19 protein-coding genes and 1 pseudogene are annotated in these 17,411 nt (G+C 58.6%); 11 read left to right on the top strand and 9 right to left on the bottom strand.

What is annotated here, in order from left to right; all coding sequences use genetic code 11:
* Positions 1 to 52: 52 nt before the first annotated feature.
* Positions 53 to 1,093 (bottom strand): Light dependent period protein LdpA domain-containing protein, encoded by a 1,041-nt coding sequence (locus tag ACVWXF_RS01220; RefSeq protein WP_457473423.1) that lies wholly within the window; start codon positions 1,091 to 1,093, stop codon positions 53 to 55.
* Positions 1,094 to 1,181: 88 nt separating this feature from the next.
* The gene (gene ndhN / locus ACVWXF_RS01225) at positions 1,182 to 1,625 is read right to left on the bottom strand and encodes an NAD(P)H-quinone oxidoreductase subunit N (RefSeq protein ID WP_414344253.1); all 444 of its coding nucleotides are present in this window, start codon (positions 1,623 to 1,625) and stop codon (positions 1,182 to 1,184) included.
* 275 nt (positions 1,626 to 1,900) lie between these two features.
* On the opposite strand from ndhN, the gene msrB reads away from it, so the two are divergent.
* Both msrB and ACVWXF_RS01235 read left to right on the top strand, forming a co-directional pair.
* The gene (gene msrB / locus ACVWXF_RS01230; protein WP_457403004.1) at positions 1,901 to 2,392 is read left to right on the top strand and encodes a peptide-methionine (R)-S-oxide reductase MsrB; all 492 of its coding nucleotides are present in this window, start codon (positions 1,901 to 1,903) and stop codon (positions 2,390 to 2,392) included.
* 49 nt (positions 2,393 to 2,441) lie between these two features.
* A complete protein-coding gene (locus ACVWXF_RS01235; protein WP_414413170.1) occupies positions 2,442 to 3,245 on the top strand; it encodes an FTR1 family iron permease in 804 nt (267 codons plus the stop codon).
* 398 nt (positions 3,246 to 3,643) lie between these two features.
* Here ACVWXF_RS01235 and ACVWXF_RS01240 read toward each other — a convergent pair whose 3' ends face one another.
* The 4 genes from ACVWXF_RS01240 to ACVWXF_RS01255 all read right to left on the bottom strand — a co-directional run bounded on the left by ACVWXF_RS01240 (position 3,644) and on the right by ACVWXF_RS01255 (position 5,710).
* Positions 3,644 to 3,856: a CP12 domain-containing protein gene (locus tag ACVWXF_RS01240; protein WP_457384595.1), complete on the bottom strand. Its 213-nt coding sequence runs from the start codon at positions 3,854 to 3,856 to the stop codon at positions 3,644 to 3,646.
* Positions 3,857 to 4,113: 257 nt separating this feature from the next.
* Entirely contained in the window at positions 4,114 to 4,794 is a 681-nt protein-coding gene (locus tag ACVWXF_RS01245) for an energy-coupling factor ABC transporter ATP-binding protein (RefSeq protein ID WP_414417384.1), read from the bottom strand.
* A gap of 36 nt (positions 4,795 to 4,830) precedes the next feature.
* Positions 4,831 to 5,100, bottom strand: a complete 270-nt coding sequence (locus ACVWXF_RS01250) for a hypothetical protein (protein WP_414399798.1) — start codon at positions 5,098 to 5,100, stop codon at positions 4,831 to 4,833.
* A gap of 151 nt (positions 5,101 to 5,251) precedes the next feature.
* A complete protein-coding gene (locus ACVWXF_RS01255; protein ID WP_011434188.1) occupies positions 5,252 to 5,710 on the bottom strand; it encodes an MAPEG family protein in 459 nt (152 codons plus the stop codon).
* A gap of 218 nt (positions 5,711 to 5,928) precedes the next feature.
* Here ACVWXF_RS01255 and ACVWXF_RS01260 point away from each other — a divergent pair, with 218 nt between their 5' ends.
* A complete protein-coding gene (locus ACVWXF_RS01260) occupies positions 5,929 to 7,122 on the top strand; it encodes an RNA-guided endonuclease InsQ/TnpB family protein (protein ID WP_457473424.1) in 1,194 nt (397 codons plus the stop codon).
* 18 nt (positions 7,123 to 7,140) lie between these two features.
* On the opposite strand, the gene ACVWXF_RS01265 is transcribed toward ACVWXF_RS01260, so the two are convergent.
* Entirely contained in the window at positions 7,141 to 7,569 is a 429-nt protein-coding gene (locus ACVWXF_RS01265) for an SHOCT domain-containing protein (RefSeq protein WP_414384099.1), read from the bottom strand.
* A 138-nt stretch (positions 7,570 to 7,707) separates the two neighbouring features.
* Between ACVWXF_RS01265 and glmU the strand changes: the two are divergent.
* The 7 genes and pseudogenes from glmU to ACVWXF_RS01300 form a co-directional block, all read left to right on the top strand.
* Positions 7,708 to 9,060, top strand: a pseudogene (gene glmU / locus ACVWXF_RS01270) (bifunctional UDP-N-acetylglucosamine diphosphorylase/glucosamine-1-phosphate N-acetyltransferase GlmU); the annotation flags it as partial.
* 39 nt (positions 9,061 to 9,099) lie between these two features.
* Positions 9,100 to 9,606 (top strand): PPC domain-containing DNA-binding protein, encoded by a 507-nt coding sequence (locus ACVWXF_RS01275; RefSeq protein ID WP_414328979.1) that lies wholly within the window; start codon positions 9,100 to 9,102, stop codon positions 9,604 to 9,606.
* Positions 9,607 to 9,696: 90 nt separating this feature from the next.
* Positions 9,697 to 10,950, top strand: a complete 1,254-nt coding sequence (locus ACVWXF_RS01280; RefSeq protein WP_457473425.1) for an RNA-guided endonuclease InsQ/TnpB family protein — start codon at positions 9,697 to 9,699, stop codon at positions 10,948 to 10,950.
* Positions 10,951 to 11,039: 89 nt separating this feature from the next.
* Positions 11,040 to 11,486: a pentapeptide repeat-containing protein gene (locus ACVWXF_RS01285; protein ID WP_457473426.1), complete on the top strand. Its 447-nt coding sequence runs from the start codon at positions 11,040 to 11,042 to the stop codon at positions 11,484 to 11,486.
* 51 nt (positions 11,487 to 11,537) lie between these two features.
* Positions 11,538 to 11,813 carry a lipopolysaccharide assembly protein LapA domain-containing protein gene (locus ACVWXF_RS01290; protein WP_011434193.1) on the top strand — a complete coding sequence of 92 codons (276 nt, stop codon included), beginning with the start codon at positions 11,538 to 11,540 and terminating at the stop codon, positions 11,811 to 11,813.
* A 217-nt stretch (positions 11,814 to 12,030) separates the two neighbouring features.
* Positions 12,031 to 13,290, top strand: a complete 1,260-nt coding sequence (locus tag ACVWXF_RS01295) for a 4-hydroxy-3-methylbut-2-enyl diphosphate reductase (protein ID WP_414388748.1) — start codon at positions 12,031 to 12,033, stop codon at positions 13,288 to 13,290.
* A gap of 26 nt (positions 13,291 to 13,316) precedes the next feature.
* Positions 13,317 to 14,249 carry an AEC family transporter gene (locus tag ACVWXF_RS01300; protein ID WP_457393326.1) on the top strand — a complete coding sequence of 311 codons (933 nt, stop codon included), beginning with the start codon at positions 13,317 to 13,319 and terminating at the stop codon, positions 14,247 to 14,249.
* On the opposite strand, the gene ACVWXF_RS01305 is transcribed toward ACVWXF_RS01300, so the two are convergent.
* Together ACVWXF_RS01305 and ACVWXF_RS01310 are read right to left on the bottom strand one after the other, a co-directional pair.
* Positions 14,246 to 14,440 carry a hypothetical protein gene (locus ACVWXF_RS01305; protein WP_457473427.1) on the bottom strand — a complete coding sequence of 65 codons (195 nt, stop codon included), beginning with the start codon at positions 14,438 to 14,440 and terminating at the stop codon, positions 14,246 to 14,248. The two genes, ACVWXF_RS01300 and ACVWXF_RS01305, sit on opposite strands and share 4 nt — an antisense overlap.
* A gap of 301 nt (positions 14,441 to 14,741) precedes the next feature.
* The gene (locus tag ACVWXF_RS01310) at positions 14,742 to 16,277 is read right to left on the bottom strand and encodes a hypothetical protein (RefSeq protein WP_457473428.1); all 1,536 of its coding nucleotides are present in this window, start codon (positions 16,275 to 16,277) and stop codon (positions 14,742 to 14,744) included.
* A gap of 94 nt (positions 16,278 to 16,371) precedes the next feature.
* Here ACVWXF_RS01310 and ygfZ point away from each other — a divergent pair, with 94 nt between their 5' ends.
* A complete protein-coding gene (gene ygfZ / locus ACVWXF_RS01315) occupies positions 16,372 to 17,364 on the top strand; it encodes a CAF17-like 4Fe-4S cluster assembly/insertion protein YgfZ (RefSeq protein WP_457473429.1) in 993 nt (330 codons plus the stop codon).
* Positions 17,365 to 17,411: the final 47 nt, after the last annotated feature.

Consider the following 17,411-nt stretch of genomic DNA (forward strand, 5'->3'; position numbering starts at 1 on the left):
ACGGACTTGGGGTTGAGGGCTGTACGGGGAAACTCATGGCTGAGCAACGTCGTTAAACGCAGGAAAAACAGGTTTGCCTAAAAGCAACGGATCGCCGCTTTACTTGCTGCACCAACTGCTTGGCCAACGGGATCCCTGCCACCAATCCGGGATTCCATCCTGACTCCGATGAGCTGTGGGCTGGCCCTTCCAGATAGGCTGACACCAACTGTCGCGCGTAGCTGCCGAAGGCTACCCCCGCCACCGGCCATCGGGGATCCAACAGCGGCAGCGTTTGGGCATTGGTTCCTCCCGCCAATTGCACATAGCCCGGCAGGCCCATGTTCAGCACCTTCTCGGCCAATTTCAGGGTGGCTTTGCCGGTGCCAGCTCCAATATCGCCACTCATAGGCCGGCCATCCACCTGCCAGATCAACACTTCCGGCAAGGGAGCCATAAGAGCCAGCAAATCCCTTAAGTAAGCCTCTAGGCCTGGGCCATCGTTAAAGCTAATCGAGATGGCCTGGAGCTGAGGTAGCCAGGGCTTCAGGGATCCCCACAATTGCTCGAATGACCTCTGGCGACCAATGCAGGTGTGGATCTCCACCGCCTGAATGCCCAGCTCGACCAAAGGCGGCAAAACTTCTGACAGAGCCACTTGGTAGCCGAAGGTAGCAATGCGCCGGTGGGGGCAAACCGGCTCGCAGCGCCCACAGCCGTAGCACAGCTCTGTCTGGATGTGGACTTGAGCAGGAAGGGCTGCCTGTGTCAAGGCATGGGGAGGACAGACTGCCAAACAAGGCTGAGGACAGTCGGCAGGACAGACGGGAGCCGTCAGCACCGCCTTGCGGAAATGCACGTCTTCGCCGTCATTGACGCTGACCATCAACCAAGGGGATCCCGCCTGGGGATCTTCGGCTTGTGCCCGTTGGATCCCTTCTTGAGCGGCCCGCACAATGGCCGGATCGGCAGCAACATCAATGCAATCTGCCCCGGCCAGCGTGTAAAGGAAAGCCAGCTCCCGAACCGAGGGCAAGTGGTGGAAACTTGCGCCGCAGATCAGCTTAAACCAAGTACCCTGTTGCAGCGAGGCGGTTGGCAAGGTCACAGGCACGAGAAACCGCTAGCAGGATGGGGATCTGAGCCGCAGGCCATCTACTTGAGATGGTAGCAAAGAAATTTCCAGGATCCTGAAGAGAGGTTCAGGCGCTCTGCAGAGGTTGCCAACGAATTGACCGTTCTCGACCCAGCTCCACCACAAACTTCACTCCCTTGTCTTCCCGGCTCAGCTTTACCAGGTAGGAGAGTTCCTGTTGGCTGAACACATGCCCCTCGTAAAACCAAAACACCAACCCCTTTGCTTTCGGGGGCAAGGTGGCCCGATACTGCTCGATCAACGCGGGAAAGAAATAAGTGCGCCGCTCCGATTTGCCCAGCGTGGCAGGCCGTACCCCATGAATGCGCGTCAAATAGCTGGCCAGATCCCCGATTCCCTTGCTGGAGAGGGTGACCACCTCATACCCGGCTCCGCGCAGCCGCCGCAGGTAGTGCCCTTCGGATCCCCCCTCTGGGGTTACAAAGATGGCCAAAGCCCCAGATTGCTCCAGTTGCTGCACAAACTTTGCACCTGAGCCGACCAGCAGCATAGGAAGAACTCCATGACTCGTCTAGGGTTGGACAAGCAGCCCACCTGCGCTCATTGTAACGGGATGGCGCCTGAAGCTGGGGATAGAAGCTGCCAATGGAACCCATAGAATACTGGCTATCTCCCTGTTTTGCAGAAGAGAGCGTAAAGAAGGGTTAAGATACGGGTAACCTGCTTGCAGGTCTCAACCCACAGGTGGCGGACAAAGGCGGATGGATCCCCCTAGTAGGGATGGCCTCCCCGCCACTTACACAGCGACAACAGATGAACCTCATCATGCGACGACGCGAGCTGTTGACCTTGGCGGTGGCCGGGTTGATTACAGCACCCCTCAGCTTAGCAGGAGAGCAAAGAGCAATGGCCCAACAGACTTATCCCTTCACCAAAACCGACGCTGAGTGGCGGCAACTGCTCACCGAAGAGCAATACTATGTGCTGCGCCAAGAGGGCACTGAGCCCCCCTTCCGCAACGCTTACTACGACAACAAAGCCCCAGGTATCTATGTCTGTGCTGGCTGTGGTCAGGAGCTGTTTTCCTCGGCGGCCAAGTACGACAGTGGCACCGGTTGGCCCAGCTTTTGGGAGCCGATTGCTCCCCATGTGATCGGTACCAAGACGGACTGGAAATTGTTTGTGCCCCGCACAGAAGTCCACTGCTCTAACTGCGGTGGGCATCTGGGGCACGTGTTTCGGGATGGCCCCCCGCCCACGGGCTTGCGCTACTGCATCAATTCTGCTGCCCTCAAGTTCATCCCAGCCACCGCCTAGAAATCCTCTTGGCTTCGATCAGAATTGAGCCGCCTGTTTGGGTGAGCCCATGTCAGACTATACCTTCTTGGATGCTGCTTCGATTTTGCTGCGGGAGGGCCTAGAGGCTCTCTTGGTGTTGGTGGCGCTGCTGGCCCTTATGAGCAAGAGCGGGCAATCGGCTCAGAAGCGCTGGGTGTGGATAGGGGGATCCGCGGGCTTGCTGGCAGCGGTGATGCTCGGTCTGCTGGTGAAGCTGTTTTTCCAGCAGATGCTCACCCACACGCGGCAAGAGGTGCTGGAAGGGATCACCGGGCTGGTGGCAGCAGGTTTGTTGTTCTCGGTCAGCCTTTGGTTGCACCGCCGGGCTGCAGTGGCTTCTTGGCAAACCTTTGTGCGGGAACAGGCGCAGGCGGCACTGGCCACCGGTCAAGTGTTTTCCTTGGCTTTTCTGGCCTTTGTGGCGGTGTTTCGCGAGGGGGCGGAAACGGTGCTGTTTTATGTGGGGTTGGCCCCTTCCCTCTCGGCAAAAGATTTTTGGCTGGGGATCGGCCTGGGATCCCTGGTGTTGGTGGCACTGGCGATCTTGCTGCTGCAGGTGGGGCTGAAATTGCCGCTGGGAGTTTTTTTCCGGGGTCTAAGTCTGCTGATTTTCTACTTGGGCTTTAAGTTTTTGGGCAGTGGCTTGCACGCTCTACAGGTGGCGGACTGGCTGCCCATCACTCCTCTTGTTGGGATCCCAAAGCTGCGCTGGCTGGGCATATATCCCACTTGGCAGACGCTGCTTCCCCAACTGGTGCTGCTGGGAATAGCCTTCGCCTTGTGGGTGAGGCAATGGCTGCGGGCTGATTCTGCTCAGAGGCTTTCTTCGTGAAAAACGCTCTCCACCGGCACTGGGGATCCCATAAGCCATAAGTTTGATGAATCCCTGTCCTGGTTTTGATGGATGGCAATGATGCAGGTCACAATTTCATAGTCGTTTCAGGTTGGGACAAGGCGACCGAGGTACTGGGAAAAGCCTTCTGGCCCTGTGCATCTAACGTTTTAAGTGCGGGTGCAGTGTCCTGGTTTGAATCAAAATGACCCTAAAAAGAAAGCGCTCTGTACGTCGCGCCTGAAACCGCACCTAGTCAAGCCTTCCAGTCCAAGAAAGCAAAGCCTACCGGCAGGGATCCGGCAGGCCGCTGGATTTTGTCGGAGATCCCCAGTAGGAAACCCTGTCGATCGCTACGGAATCGACAGAGAGCATCCACTCTGTGGGGTTCCCGAGAATCAGGTATCGTAGACCCGGCATTCAACAGCATCTGGGTTTTCAGCGCAGTGCTTCTCTAGGCTGCTGGGAGTCCTCGGCTGGTGGCTGCGAGCTGCCAGCACTTCTTCAACCGCATCCCAGGCCGCACGGCAGTGGGGATCCCCTTCGCCGTACTCAGAGCAGACGTTGCGAGCATTTTCCAGCTCTTTGGCGATCACTTCAGACAGTCCCATGTTCTCAAGCTCCTTTAGACTAGATGGGGCCGGTGGCCCGCTGATATAACCGGTTGACGCAGAACCTGTAGGGATTCGGTGTAACCGAGGATCAACAGGTAAAAACCAGCCGATCCAGATGAGGAATGAGTCCAGGATAATGACCTTGTGCCAACCGAATTGATCAACCGGATACATTACCTATTCTAAACAGGGACACCCGGGGGGTGCAGCTACGCTTTCGCGATCTCTTTGGGATCAGGATGCGCAGGGATCCCTCAGGCCCCAAACAGTTGTTCAATCCGTTGCCGCACCTGCTCTGGGGATCCCTGTTGACGCACTTGGCCTTCCGAGAGCAAAATCGCCCCATCTGCCCATTCCAGTTCCGCCAGCCGATGGGTTACCCAAAGGGCGGTGATGCCTTCTTGATCCACCAGTTGCCGGATGCACCGCAGCAAATCCGCCTGGCTGTCGGGATCCAACAGGGCTGTCGGCTCGTCCAAAAGCAGCACCTCGCTGCGCCGGGCCAAAGCCCCTGCCACTGCCACTCGTTGCTTCTGTCCGCCGCTGAGGCCGTGGATGGGCCGACGGATCAGGTGCTTTAATCCGACTTGCTCCAAGGCTGTTTCCACCCGCTGGTGAATTTCCGCCAAGGTCAGAGCCTCTGCTCCCAAGCCAAAGGCCACATCGGCTCCCACCGTGGGCATGAACAGTTGGTGATCCGGGTTTTGAAACACATAGCCCAGCCGACCGCGAATCTCCAGGTGGCCCGAAAGGGGCCGAGGATGGGTCAGGGATCCGGACAACAGTTGCAACAAAGTGGACTTGCCGCTGCCATTGGGCCCCAAGAGCATCCACAACTGGCCCTTGGGAATGACAAAACTGCACGCCTGCAAAACCGGCGGACGTTCCGGCCAAGCAAAGGTCAGGCTCTCCACCCGAATGGCCACCTCAGACATGGGGATCCCTTGCGGCAGAGGGATAAAGAGCTGTCCTCAGCTTTGCAACTGGGCCAAAAAACCGGGACGGGTTCCCATGGGGCTGGCGCCGCCCGACTTGGAAGTCATTTGCACGCCACACAACTCACCGGTGAGCAGAAACACCTTTTTGCCGGTGCGGTCACAGGTCAGCTCCAAACTCTGAGGGGATCCACTCTGCAGAGCATTGACGATGCTTTGGTAGGCCCGGTTGGCCGCTTCTTCCTCTTTTTGGTGGACAACGATGGGGGCAGGGTTCCCTTTCAGGAGCAGTTCCAGAGTGTACATGGCTGACCGTTGCGTAGTGGGCCGTGGGACAAAAGAGAGGCACCCAGAGGACGCCGTTGGCGACAGCAGGACGAAGTCCTTTTCCAGTATCGCAGGTTGGGCCAGGGTACCGGCAGGCTCAACAAATGACAGGGGAGTTTCTCTCGCCAGATTAGGCCAGGCCGGTGCCGAGAAAAGGCAGCAGGCTAATCAGCAACAGGCCCAACGTGGCCAGGGATCCCGCCAAGAAGGAGAGGGATCGCCCAATGGGAATATCGGCAATGTAGAAAAAGTTGTAGAGCAGCCGCGCCAGCAGAAACACCCCACACAGCACAGCTACCCCTTCATCTCCGCTGAGGCCAAAATACCAGGGATCCGAGTGAGGGCCGGTGATGTAGGCGATCAACGCTGCTGCCGCAAACATCCCAAAGGTCTCAAACCCGTTGGCGTGGGCCCAGGTGGCCCGTTGCCCGTAGGGAGGTAGCCTATCAAACATAGCCCGAGGAGCATGCAGGTCGTAGCCAACGCGGGCACGGGCATAGCCCACCACCCCCATGGGCAGATAGACCAAGAGCATGGCTGCCGCGATGGAGAACAGGGGGATGGCTACGAGAGGAGGATTTGGCAACATAAGATAGGCAAAAGGGCGGTGCACAATGACAGAGGAGAGAAAAGAGCCCAGCTTGGGCAGGAGCTATTGCCGGGAAGATCAACACCAGAACCATTATCCATCTATCGGGCTGTCTATCCAGGCAGATGCTTGCGTCAGCTAGAAATCGCAGGAGCCCCGCACTGTACCCGTAGGGTCAGTGCCGGGAGGAATGCGCTTTGATGAAGTACAATGAACTTATGAGCCAAGTCCTGACCGTATCCTGCAAGCTCAAGGTGTCCCAGTCGCAAGCCGCCAAATTGGACGCGACTTTGGAGGCTTTTGGCCAAGCCTTGAACTGGGTCAACCAGAACACGCCGGAGAAAGTCGCCAACGCCGTTAAGCTCCAGTCTCTGTGCTACCGCGAAATCCGTGCCCGGTTCGGCTTATCCAGTAACTTGGCTCAGCAGGTCTGCAGGCGGCTGGCCGGCGCCCGTAAAGTTGCCCGACAGAAAAACCGCCCCGTCAAAGCGTTCAAAGGGGGCTTCGCTACCTACGATGCACGTATCTTTTCATTCCGCGAGAAAGACTGGGCGGTGTCGCTGACCACGGTGGAGGGTCGGGAGCGCTTTGAGCTGGCGATTGGCCGCTACCAGAGAGAACGGCTGGCGGGCTCCAATCCCAAATCTGCCACTCTGGTCAAGCGTAAAGACGGCTCCTACTCCATTCAGATCTGTGTAGAAGCGGAGCCATCCCCACCGCAACGCACGGGCAGAGTGCTGGGGGTGGACTTGGGGAGGACGGATATTGCTCATACGTCAGAAGGGGATAACTGGAATGGACAGCAGTTGAACCGAATCCGAGACCACTACTCCAAGCTGAGGGCGGCACTCCAACGCAAAGCCAGTAAGGGCACCCGCAGTTCGCGGCGCAGATGCAGAGAACTGCTGCAACGGCTGTCTGGCAAGGAGAGACGTTTTCAGGCGTGGGTCAATCATCGCATCTCCAAAGCTATTGTCTCTAGGGCAAAAGCTACCAACAGTGCTATCGCTCTGGAAGACCTGACAGGGATCCGGAAAAGAGTCAATCAACAACCCCGCAGCAAAGCCGAGCGGCGCAGGGCCAACAGTTGGGCGTTCTACCAACTACGCCAGTTTCTGGAATACAAGGCGAGGGTTGCAGGGGTTTCTCTGGTTCTTGTGCCGCCTGCTTACACGTCGCAGACCTGTCACAAGTGTTTACACATCCATCCCGATCCTGCGCAATCCTACCGCAGTGGCAAGTCGTTCAAGTGTGGGCACTGTGGATGGGAAGGGGATGCGGATTTGAATGGTGCAAACGTAATTGCGCTCTTGGGGGCTGCCGTAAACCAGCCTAGAGGTTCGGGCCTGTTTTGTTCTCTGGTAGAGCAGAGCAGGCTCAGGGCTACTGAAAGCCCGCTCCGTACCGCTTAGCGGTCGGAGTCGGGTAGTTTACGAAATCTTGCGGATTTGCCGGCGGCGCTCCTCATATTCAGCGCGGGTGATCAAGCCCTGTTTCAACTGGCTTTCCAACTGCTGTTCGGGATCCCGAGCTTCTCGCCCTTCCACACTGGTCCATTCCAGCTCGATCAACTCTCGGTTGAATCGAAAATCGAAATCGGCATTGCTCATGGTCAGGATCCACAGCCCTTCCAGCAAACAAAGGGCGCGTACCCCGTAGCTGAGAATCTGCAGCGGGATGGAGGGAACGAACACCATCAGCCCCACCACCAAGTAGCCCCAGCCCCAGCGTTGGTGCCCCATATAGAAGCGCTGCAACCCTGGAATGAACACCCCCAGCATCGCCAGCCAGCCGGCCACCTCGCGGACCAACCGCCGACGTTCCTGTGGGGGCATATCAGGGCCCCTGCTCTCGGCCATAGACTGCACCAGCTAGATGTGCCATTAAGCTAGCTCAGTTTTGGCCGCACAGGGCTCAGGAACTTGGATCCAACCTCAGAAGATTTTTGAGCAGAATCCTGCCGCCTATACTTGATGGGGGCAGTTCGGGGAAGGAACATGGCAGAGCGGGAGCTATCGGTAGCGATCTTGGCAGCGGGCAAGGGCACCCGGATGCGGTCGCAGTTGCCCAAGGTGCTGCACAAACTGGGATCCCTGTCTTTGATCGAGCGGCTGCTGCGCACGGTGCTAACCTTGAAACCCCACCGCTGTCTGGTGATTGTGGGTTATGAACAGGAGCAGGTGCGCCAAGCCCTGCGGGAGTACCCGGTTGAATTTGTGGAGCAGGCCCAGCAATTGGGCACCGGACACGCCGTTCAACAGCTGTTGCCCGTCCTGGGCGGTTTTCAGGGGGATCTGCTGGTGATCAACGGGGATGTGCCCCTGCTGCGGGCGGAAACCCTGCAAGCTCTGGTGGAGCGCCACCGCCAGATGAACCCAGAGGTAACCTTGCTCTCGGCTCAGGTGGCGGATCCCTATGGCTATGGGCGGGTATTTTGCGATGCCCAACAGCGGGTGCTGGAACTGGTGGAAGAGCGAGACTGCACCCCGGCCCAACGGCAAAATCGCCGCATCAACAGTGGGGTGTATTGTTTCCACTGGCCGGCTCTGGCCCAGGTTTTGCCCCATCTCAACAGCAACAACGCACAGCAGGAGTACTACCTAACGGATGCCGTCAAGCGGGTGGGCAAAGCCATCGCTCTGGATGTTGCCGATCCGCAAGAAATTGTGGGCATCAACGACCGCCGCCAACTGGCCCAGGCGTACCAGATTTTGCAGGATCGCCTCAAAGAAGCCTGGATGGAAGCCGGGGTCACCTTTGTGGATCCCGACAGCAGCAGCCTCGAGGAAACGGTGGAATTGGCCCCCGATGTGATCATCGAGCCCCAAACCCATCTGCGAGGGGTGTGCCGCATTGGCTCGGGAACCCGCCTGGGGCCGGGCAGTTGGATCGAGTCCAGCGAGATTGGATCTGGGTGTCACATTCTCTACTCGGTGGTCAGCCACAGCCGCATCGGCAACCACGTCTGGATAGGCCCCTACGCCCACGTGCGCCCCCACAGCCAGATTGGGGATCATTGCCGCATCGGCAACTTTGTGGAAACCAAAAATACCCAGATTGGATCCCACAGCAATGCCGCCCACTTGGCCTACCTGGGAGATGCCAAGCTGGGATCCCAGGTCAACATCGGGGCGGGCACCATCATCGCCAACTACGACGGCCAGCAAAAGCACTTTACCGAAATTGGGGATCGCAGCAAAACAGGCGCCAACTCGGTGTTGGTGGCTCCTTTGCAGGTGGGATCCGATGTCACCATTGCTGCCGGCTCCACCATCCCTGCCCGCTACCCCCTGCCGGATGACTGCTTGGTGATCGCTCGCTCCCGCCCGGTGGTTAAGCCCGGCTGGCGACTTGGGATCCGCTCTTCCCGCCCCCAGGAGCTCCAGCCCATGCCGCCGGGATCCCTCAAGATTTATCCCTTGCGCCTCTTCCCCGGCCAAGATCTCAAGCAGGAACTGGAGCGAGTGGCCCGGCAGCAGCCCTTGCAAGCGGGGTTTGTCCTCAGCGCCGTCGGCAGCCTTAGCCAAGCCACCCTGCGCCTGGCCGACCAAACGGGGGATCACCTGTTGTCGGAACGCCTGGAGATCCTGGCCCTGAGTGGATCCCTGTGCCCTGACGGAGTCCATCTCCATCTCACCGTTGCCGATGCCCGAGGCCAAACCTGGGGGGGACACCTGCGCCCCGGCTGCCTCATCTACACCACCGCCGAAATTGTCCTCGCCGACAGCCCGGAGTACCGCTTCTCCCGTCAACCGGATCCGGCCACCGGCTACCTGGAGTTGCACATCCAACCCGTGGCAGGGGATCCCTGCTGGCCGTCCCCACCCCCCCAACCCCAGCAAAACCAGCAGACAAAACCAGAGGCTGACAACAGCAGGCCGAAAAGCTTACAGTAGTCAACATGAGTTACCTAAAGCTAAAGGGGGCTTGTGAGCGCCAAGCCGAAAGCTTCACGGAACTCATGGACGCTTTGCGGTGTGGCGGGCATGTTACTGGGTTTTCGGACGCAACTCATTCTTAACCGCAAGCAAACAACTCTAGCCGCCCAACACGCTGGGGTAGCCCGCCACGCCCATAACTGGGGCTTAGAAGTCTGTCGGCAAGCCCTGGAGAACCAGCAAAAACTTCCCACCGCCATTGACCTGCACAAGCGCCTAGTGGCCGAGGTGAAGAAAGAACATCGCTGGTACTACCAGGTCTCCAAATGCGCCCCTCAGCAGGCATTACGCAACTTGGAGCAAGCCCTTAAGCGCTGGCGGGGTGGGTTGGGGAAGTTTCCCCGCTTCAAACGCAAGGGAGTGCGAGACAGCTTTTACCTGGAAGGGAGTATTCGCACTTCTGGCAACCGCATCAAGGTACCTATCTTCGGTTGGCTGCGCTGTGCAGAGCTGCTCCCGGTGACCACACCCAAGAACGTGGTTGTTAGCTTGAGAGCCGGACATTGGTACATCTCCTTCAAGTACGAAGCTCCAACACCCCAGGTGGAGAAGACCGGAGAGGTGGTGGGAGTGGACTTAGGTATCCATCACCTGGCCACCTGCTCCGGCGGGGAAGTGTTTCCCAATCCCAAGCCCTACCGCAAGGCCCAGCGGCGTTTGGTCAGGCTGCAACGGCGGCTGAGCCGTAAGCAGAAAGGCTCTGCCAACCGCAAGAAGGCGGTGGTGCAGTTGGGCAAAGCTCACAAGCGGGTGGCAGACATAAGGACTCCGTCCCGCTTACGCGATCGGCAAGACAATCTGCACAAGCTGACGACTTACCTGGCCAAGAGATACCGAGTGGTGGTGATAGAGGACTTGCAGGTGAGGAACCTGCTCAAGAACCGCAAACTGGCAGGAGCGCTGTCAGACTGTGGGTTCTACGAGTTGAGGACTCCGTCCCGCTATCGCGAACGGCGACAGCTAGAGTACAAGGCCCGGCTCTACGGCTGTCAGGTGGTGGTGGCGGATAAGTTTTATCCGTCCAGCCAACTGTGTTCAGGGTGTGGGCACCGACAGAAGATGCCACTGCAGGAAAGGGTGTTTTGCTGCCCGTGTTGTGGTCTGGAGCTAGACCGCGACTTGAATGCAGCCCTAAACCTGTTGCGGTGGTACAGAACTACCCCAAGCTCTGGGGGAAGTGACGCCTGTGGAGACTCCTCTGGCGGGGTGGTGGGGGTGAACTCTGCCGCTAGTCATGGGTCGCTGAAGCAGGAAGGAAGCAGAAGCGCGACAGGCACTGAACACTCTGGAAGTGTTTGTTAGCGTTTCGTAGGTCTTTCGGAGCGGTCATCAGTACCCCGTTGAGCAGCCAGAAATTGTTAAGCTTAACGCACGGATGGCAGTATCCGGCCATGCCCCGAGTGACAACTGCTGACGAGCTGCTGACAGAATATGCCTCTGGCGAGCGCAACTTTCAAGAATCCAACCTGGTGGGGGTGGACTTGGTGCGCTCCAACTTGCAAGGGGTGAATCTGAGAGGGGCCAACCTCTCCTTTGGCAAGCTGAGTGGCATTAACCTGCAGGAAGCCGATTTGCGCGGCGCCGATCTCAGCTCGGCCAACTTGATGGGGGCCAACCTCCGCGGGGCCAATCTTTGGGAAGCCAACTTGATCGGCGCGGATCTCAGCTTTGCCGACTTGCGGGAAGCCAACTTGCACGGTGCCTACCTTTGGGAAGCCAAACTAACCCGTGCACAACTGCAGGGATCCGATCTGAGCGGGGCAAAAATCGGCGGAGCAGTGCTGACCGGCGCTGACCTCAGCGGAGCCATCCTACCCGACGGGAGTGTGCTGGCTTGAGCCACCCCCCAGCAGACAAGGCAGAATGGAACTGTTGCGACGGGATCCCTGATGTTGCTGCTGTTCAACTTGGTCTTGACACTGCTGCTGGCTTTGGGAGTGGCAGTCCTGGCCGGACAAAACCCCACCACCCTGACCGTACACTTCTTGATGTGGCGCTCGGTGGAGCTGCCTTTGGGATTTCTCATTGCCGCGGCTGTCGGCTTGGGCCTGTTGACGGTGGGGCTGGGCTCTCTCCTCTGGCCTGGGCGCAGCTTTTCTGCCACCGCCCGCCAATTACAGGAACGGGTGCGCCAACTGGAAATGCAGGATCAACCGCCCCAATAACGGCCAATTGCCAAAGGGATCCCTCTGCTTTCTGGCTTTGGCTCAACAGCTTCGATCCCCTGCAATTCTACCTGCAATTCTATAGTTGACTTGACAATCTTGTCGCTGGCCCTAGGGAAAGCATGCTGGAATGGCCCACCGATGCGAGACTGGGCGTAAGCTGAGATCAGGATCCCTTCGCCGTCTGCTTGAGCAGTGCGTATCTCCAACCGTGACCATGGCTTATTTCCAACCTACTTCCCCGGATAGCTCTCCCCAAGACCCACGGGCCCTGCGCAAAGCCCTGCGCGGATCCAGCACCTACTTCGCCAAGGGATTTGAAGAACACAAGGATCAGGCTCAACTGGAGCTGCAAACCACCTACAAAAGCCCCCTTGTGGAGCAAATCCGTGCCCAGTCCTACCGCTATCAGCGGGGCGACATTACCATTCACCTGGCCAGGGCCTTTGGCTTTTGCTGGGGCGTGGAACGGGCGGTGGAATATGCTTATGAAGCGCGGCGACGCTTTCCGGATCGGCAACTGTGGATCACCAACGAGATCATCCACAACCCTCTGGTAAACCAGCACCTGAAGGAGATGGGGATCCGCTTTGTGGAGAAAGGCCCGGACGGCAAGAAGGACTTTTCTCAGATCCGGCCCCAAGATGTGGTGATTTGGCCTGCTTTTGGGGCGAGTGCATCGGAAATGGCGTTTTTTCGGTCGCAGGGCAATGAGATTGTCGATACCACCTGCCCCTGGGTTTCCCGCGTGTGGAACCAAGTGGACAAGCACCGCGCGGCCCAATTTACCTCTGTCATCCACGGCAAGTACAACCACGAAGAAACCGTAGCCACCAGCTCCTTTGCCGAAAAGTACCTGGTGGTGCTGAACCTGGAAGAAGCGGAATGGGTCGCCCGCTACATTTTGCAGGGCGGAGATGCGGCAGAATTTCGGCGGCGCTTCGGCAAGGCCACTTCCCCCGGTTTTGATCCGGATCGCGATCTGGAGCGGATCGGCATCGCCAACCAAACCACGATGCTGGAAGGGGAGACCCGCGCCATTGCCAAGCTGTTTGAGACCACCATGCTGCGCAAATATGGCCCCCAGGAGTTAGACAACCACTTCATGAGCTTTAACACCATCTGCAATGCCACCCAAGAGCGGCAGGACGCCATGTTCGAGCTGCTGGAGCAGCCTTTGGATGTGGTGGTGGTGATTGGGGGGTTTAATTCCTCGAATACCACCCACTTGCAGGAAATTGCCCTGGCCAAAGGCCTGCCCTCCTTCCATATCGATGGCCCCGACTGCATCCAACCCAACAACCGCATCCGTCACAAGCCACTTCACCAAGACCCGACGGTTACCGAAGGGTGGCTACCCGATGGGCCGGTGCAAATCGGCATTACCTCCGGTGCCTCTACCCCAGACCGCGTTGTTGAAGAGGTGATTCAACGCATCTTCGCTCTACGTGAAGAACCCCGGCGGATCCCTGCCTAGGGATCCCTTCCCTCTCCCTCTTGAGCGTGCTCAACACCCTTTTTCAGGTTTATCCTCCCTTGCTGGGCTGGACGCTGCTGGGTTTTTTTCTCCAGAAGGGGCTGCCCGGCGGCTGGAAGCGTTGGCTGGATCCCCACGCCTTGGGGCGATTCATGTTTTGGGTGGGAGTGCCCCTCAGCATTGTTGGGTTTATGCAGGGGGTGGATCTGTCGGGCCAAATCTGGGTCGCCCCTCTGATCTGTTGGCTGTCGGTGGGGCTGGGGTTTGCCTTGACCAGCGCTTGGCTGTGGTGGCAGCGCCACAACTGTTGGAGCAGTGCCCAGCAGGGCAGCTTTCACCTAACCGCCACCCTGGGGAACACCGGGTATTTGGGCTATCCCATCTGTCTGGCTGTGGCCGGAAGGGCTTACTTTGGCTGGGCCCTGTTCTACGATCTGCTGGGCACTCTGTTCATGGCCTACGGGTTTGGCGTGTGGGTGGCCAGCCGCCACGGCAGTTCCCATGCCCAACCTTGGCAGGTGGGCCTCCACATTCTGCGCACCCCTGCCCTCTGGTCGTTTGCGATGGGCCTACTGCTGACCCGCGAACCCCTGCCGGGTTGGCTCTCTCAAGGGTTGGCGGCTTTTGCCTGGAGCATGATCCCGCTCAGTTTGATGATTTTGGGGATGCGGCTGGCCCAGGTGAAGCGCTGGGGATCCTTTCTTGCCGCCGGAGTGGCCCTCTTGATCAAAATTGTGATTGTGCCGCTCTTGGTGGGAATCGGCCTTGCCTTCACCCCCTACCCGCCTCTGGCCAAGCTGGTGCTGGTCCTGCAGAGCGGTATGCCCCCCGCCATCGCCACCCTGGTGCTCACGGAAGAGTACGACTTGGATCGGGAAATTACCGTCACCGCCTTGGCCGTGGGGTACTTGGCCGCCTTGCTGACCTTGCCCCTCTGGCTGGGACTCTGGGGATCCTAATAGGCCAGGTGAGACAAGGTTTGCTCGAGGTAGCTATGCACCAGTTGATCCAGCTCTGCTTCCTGAGTGGGCAACTCCCGGCCCTGGAGCCATCCCCGAAAACCCGAGCTTTCCACAATGGCCTGCCGCAATGGCTTCCAAACTGCTTGCGTGCGCAGTGCTGTATCGGAGCTGAGAGCAGGATTGGTCATGAGAAGAAGGTGAGTAGGAGTGATTCACCCTCAGAATAGCTTGGATCCCAGTTGACTTTGGCTCTCTAGGATACAAATCTCCCCTCTATGCTGAGCAAGCCTTCTCTCAGTCGCTCAAGCCAAAAAATCCTCAATATAGTCATTCCAAACTAGATTGAGACACTCCCCAGGCGTTCCGCGCTGCTTCCGCGGCCACCCCCAGACCTTCTCCCAGAGGGAGAGAGGAGCTGGACAGAAATGTTTCATTCCTGTTTAAAATGACCATACATCCCATCAACTCGAGCAAGAGGCCCAGGGATCCCTAAACGAACAATTGGCTGCGCTGCTCGACCCGCAAAGTTGGCCCCAAGGCATTGAGAAGAGAGACGCCGTAGCTGCGGACGATAATGCGGCTATCCAAAATGGCCACCCATCGGGTGGATGAGCTGGAATCTTCTCCCGAATCAGAGCTTTGCCGCAGAGGCGCAACAGCCCGTTGCAACTGGGCAGCGGCCACCGGCAAAAGGTACTGACGGAACCAGTCCTGCTGGGTGCGTTGCAGATATTGCACCCGTCCGGCCACCCTCGGGTCTTCCACAGAAGGGAAGGGCAAAGTGGCGATCACCATCAGCTCAGGGCGCGGCAAGCCAGCCTTGTGGTGCAGCCAGTAGGGCCAGTCGCAGACCAAAATGCCCTTTTCGCCGGGGAACGGGCTGTTTACCCGCACCCGTGAGCCGAATTCGGCAGCCAAAGCCGCCCCCACCTGTGCCTGCAGAGGTTGATCCGACACCAACACCACCACAAAGCCTTGCGCTTGAGGGATCAAGTTTTTCAGCTCTTGCAGCAGGTGATCCCGAAATAGAGGGCTGTTGGGCAGGGGGAGGCGCGGCAAGTAAAGGGAAAGCTCCGCCCCGCCAGAACGTGGCCAACCCTCGCCTGAGGCAAACCGCAGCGGCGTCAGATCCGGCAAGCCCAACCGTCGCCGATAGGTTTCCGCCTGGCGATCCAGATCCAGCGCTTCCCCAATAATCACCACCGGCTGTGTGGCCCAAATGGGGGCCAACCAATCCTGCAGAGCCGTCGGGCTGTGGTGAAGGGTGAGGCGACCGGTTTCTCGGTCGGTTTCGGCCCACCAAATCCATTTGGAGACGGGATCCCCCTCAGAGCTGAGCCGCCGGCGGATTTGATCCCAGGGATCCGGCAGCCAGCCGGGGTAGTCTGTCACCAAAGACAGCACAGCATCCAGGTGAACCTGTTCATCCGCATGAAGCAGACAGCGGGAAAGAGGCCGCCGCAAAAGCTGAAGGGACAAATTGACCTGAACCTGGGAGAGCTGCTCCGCCTCGGCAGGGAAGATTTGCCGGAGCTGTTGCCAATGGCTGGCTTCCAGGGTCACCGTTAGCGCCTGGTAGGCCCAATCTTCCAGGTCTTCGGCTCCATCCAGGATCAAAGGGATCCCTGTCGGCACTTGCGAGGATCCCTTTCTCAAGCGAGCTTGCAGCCAATCCAGGGGATCCACCAACAGCAACCCCTGGAAATCGGGATCCGGCCAACGGTCTTTTTGCAGGACGGGCTTATGCAACTGCAGGGTGTGCTGTAGCCAGGGGATCTCTTCCCCCAAAATTTGCGCCTGCACAGGAGCTGTAGCGCAGAGCAAGGTGGGGTTGGGCCACATCAGGGCCGGCAGCAGATAACTGAGGCGGTGCTGACCCCCAGCAGGCACCTGGATCAAGGTGCTGCGACCCAACCGCAACCCTCGCGCCACCATGCGAGCCATCGTCAACTGGTGGGGCCACAGGGCTTCGGGAGACTGCCGCAAAAGCTGCCGCAACTGTTGGTGGACTTCAACCTCAATCACAGTTCAGTACGCCGGGGGTCTGCCACAGACGGTAGGGTGAACTAGCCTATTCTAGGGTAGAGAAGAAAACCAAAGCCCATCTCTGGGGTGAGCGATGTCTCTTCTAGCTGCTGTTTCCACAGAGGGCCAACCCGTTGCACAGACGGGATCCCTGCTTCTAGACCGCTCCGGGTGGGGCCGTTTGCGCATGAAGGGATCCCCAGGCTTGGACTATCTGCACAACCAAAGCACCCAAAATCTGAAGGCCCTCAAGCCAGGGCAGGGGGCCGACACGGTTTTCGTGACCCCCACCGCCGGCATCCTGGATTTGGCAACGGTGTACGTGGGAGAAGAAGACTGCTGGATCTGGACTTCACCCCAGCGGCGCAGCCTGCTGATGCAGAGTTTGGGGCGCATGCTGCCTTTGGTGCGGGGAGCACAGTTGAAAGATGAGACAGATCAGACCTTTGGTTTTGGATTGCTCGGATCCCAGAGTCAGGCTCTCCTGGAGAAGGTGGTGGGCTCAGAAAGGATCCCGACCGGGCCTCATGAGCACCGCCCCGTGGAGATCCAGGGGATCCCTGTCCATCTGGCTTGTGGCACGGGTCTTGCCCAGCCGGGGTTTACCCTCTGGGGCACCATTGACCAGAAAGTCGCTCTTGAAGAATGCTTGCTCCAAGCCGGAGCCAAGCTGGCCCCACCTGAGCTGTGGGAAGTCCTCCGCCTAGAAGCGGGTCGCCCCGCCGCCGACCGAGAGCTGACCTCAGACTACAACCCCCTAGAAGCCGGCCTGTGGCGAGCTGTTTCCCTTGACAAAGGTTGCTACGTTGGCCAGGAAGTCTTGGCCAAGCAGGTAACCTACCGGCGCATTCGGCAAACTTTGTGGGGGATCCGCCTTCAAGGAGACGCTCAGCCCGGCACAGAGATTTTGCGGCAGGGGGAAAAGATTGGGCTGCTGACCAGCGCAGGCCTAACTTCCCAAGGGTACCTGGGATTGGGATACGTGCGCACCAAATTCAATCCTGCCGAGGGGCTGGAAGTAGAAGTCGGCTCAGCGCCGGGAGTCCTGACTCGAATGCCGTTTTTGAGCTTTCCGCCTATTGTCTGAGGTTGTTTTTGCAGACCTCTCTCCTCTCTTTTCTAGAGGGAGAAGCG

It is taken from the genome of Thermostichus sp. MS-CIW-40, assembly GCF_054058315.1.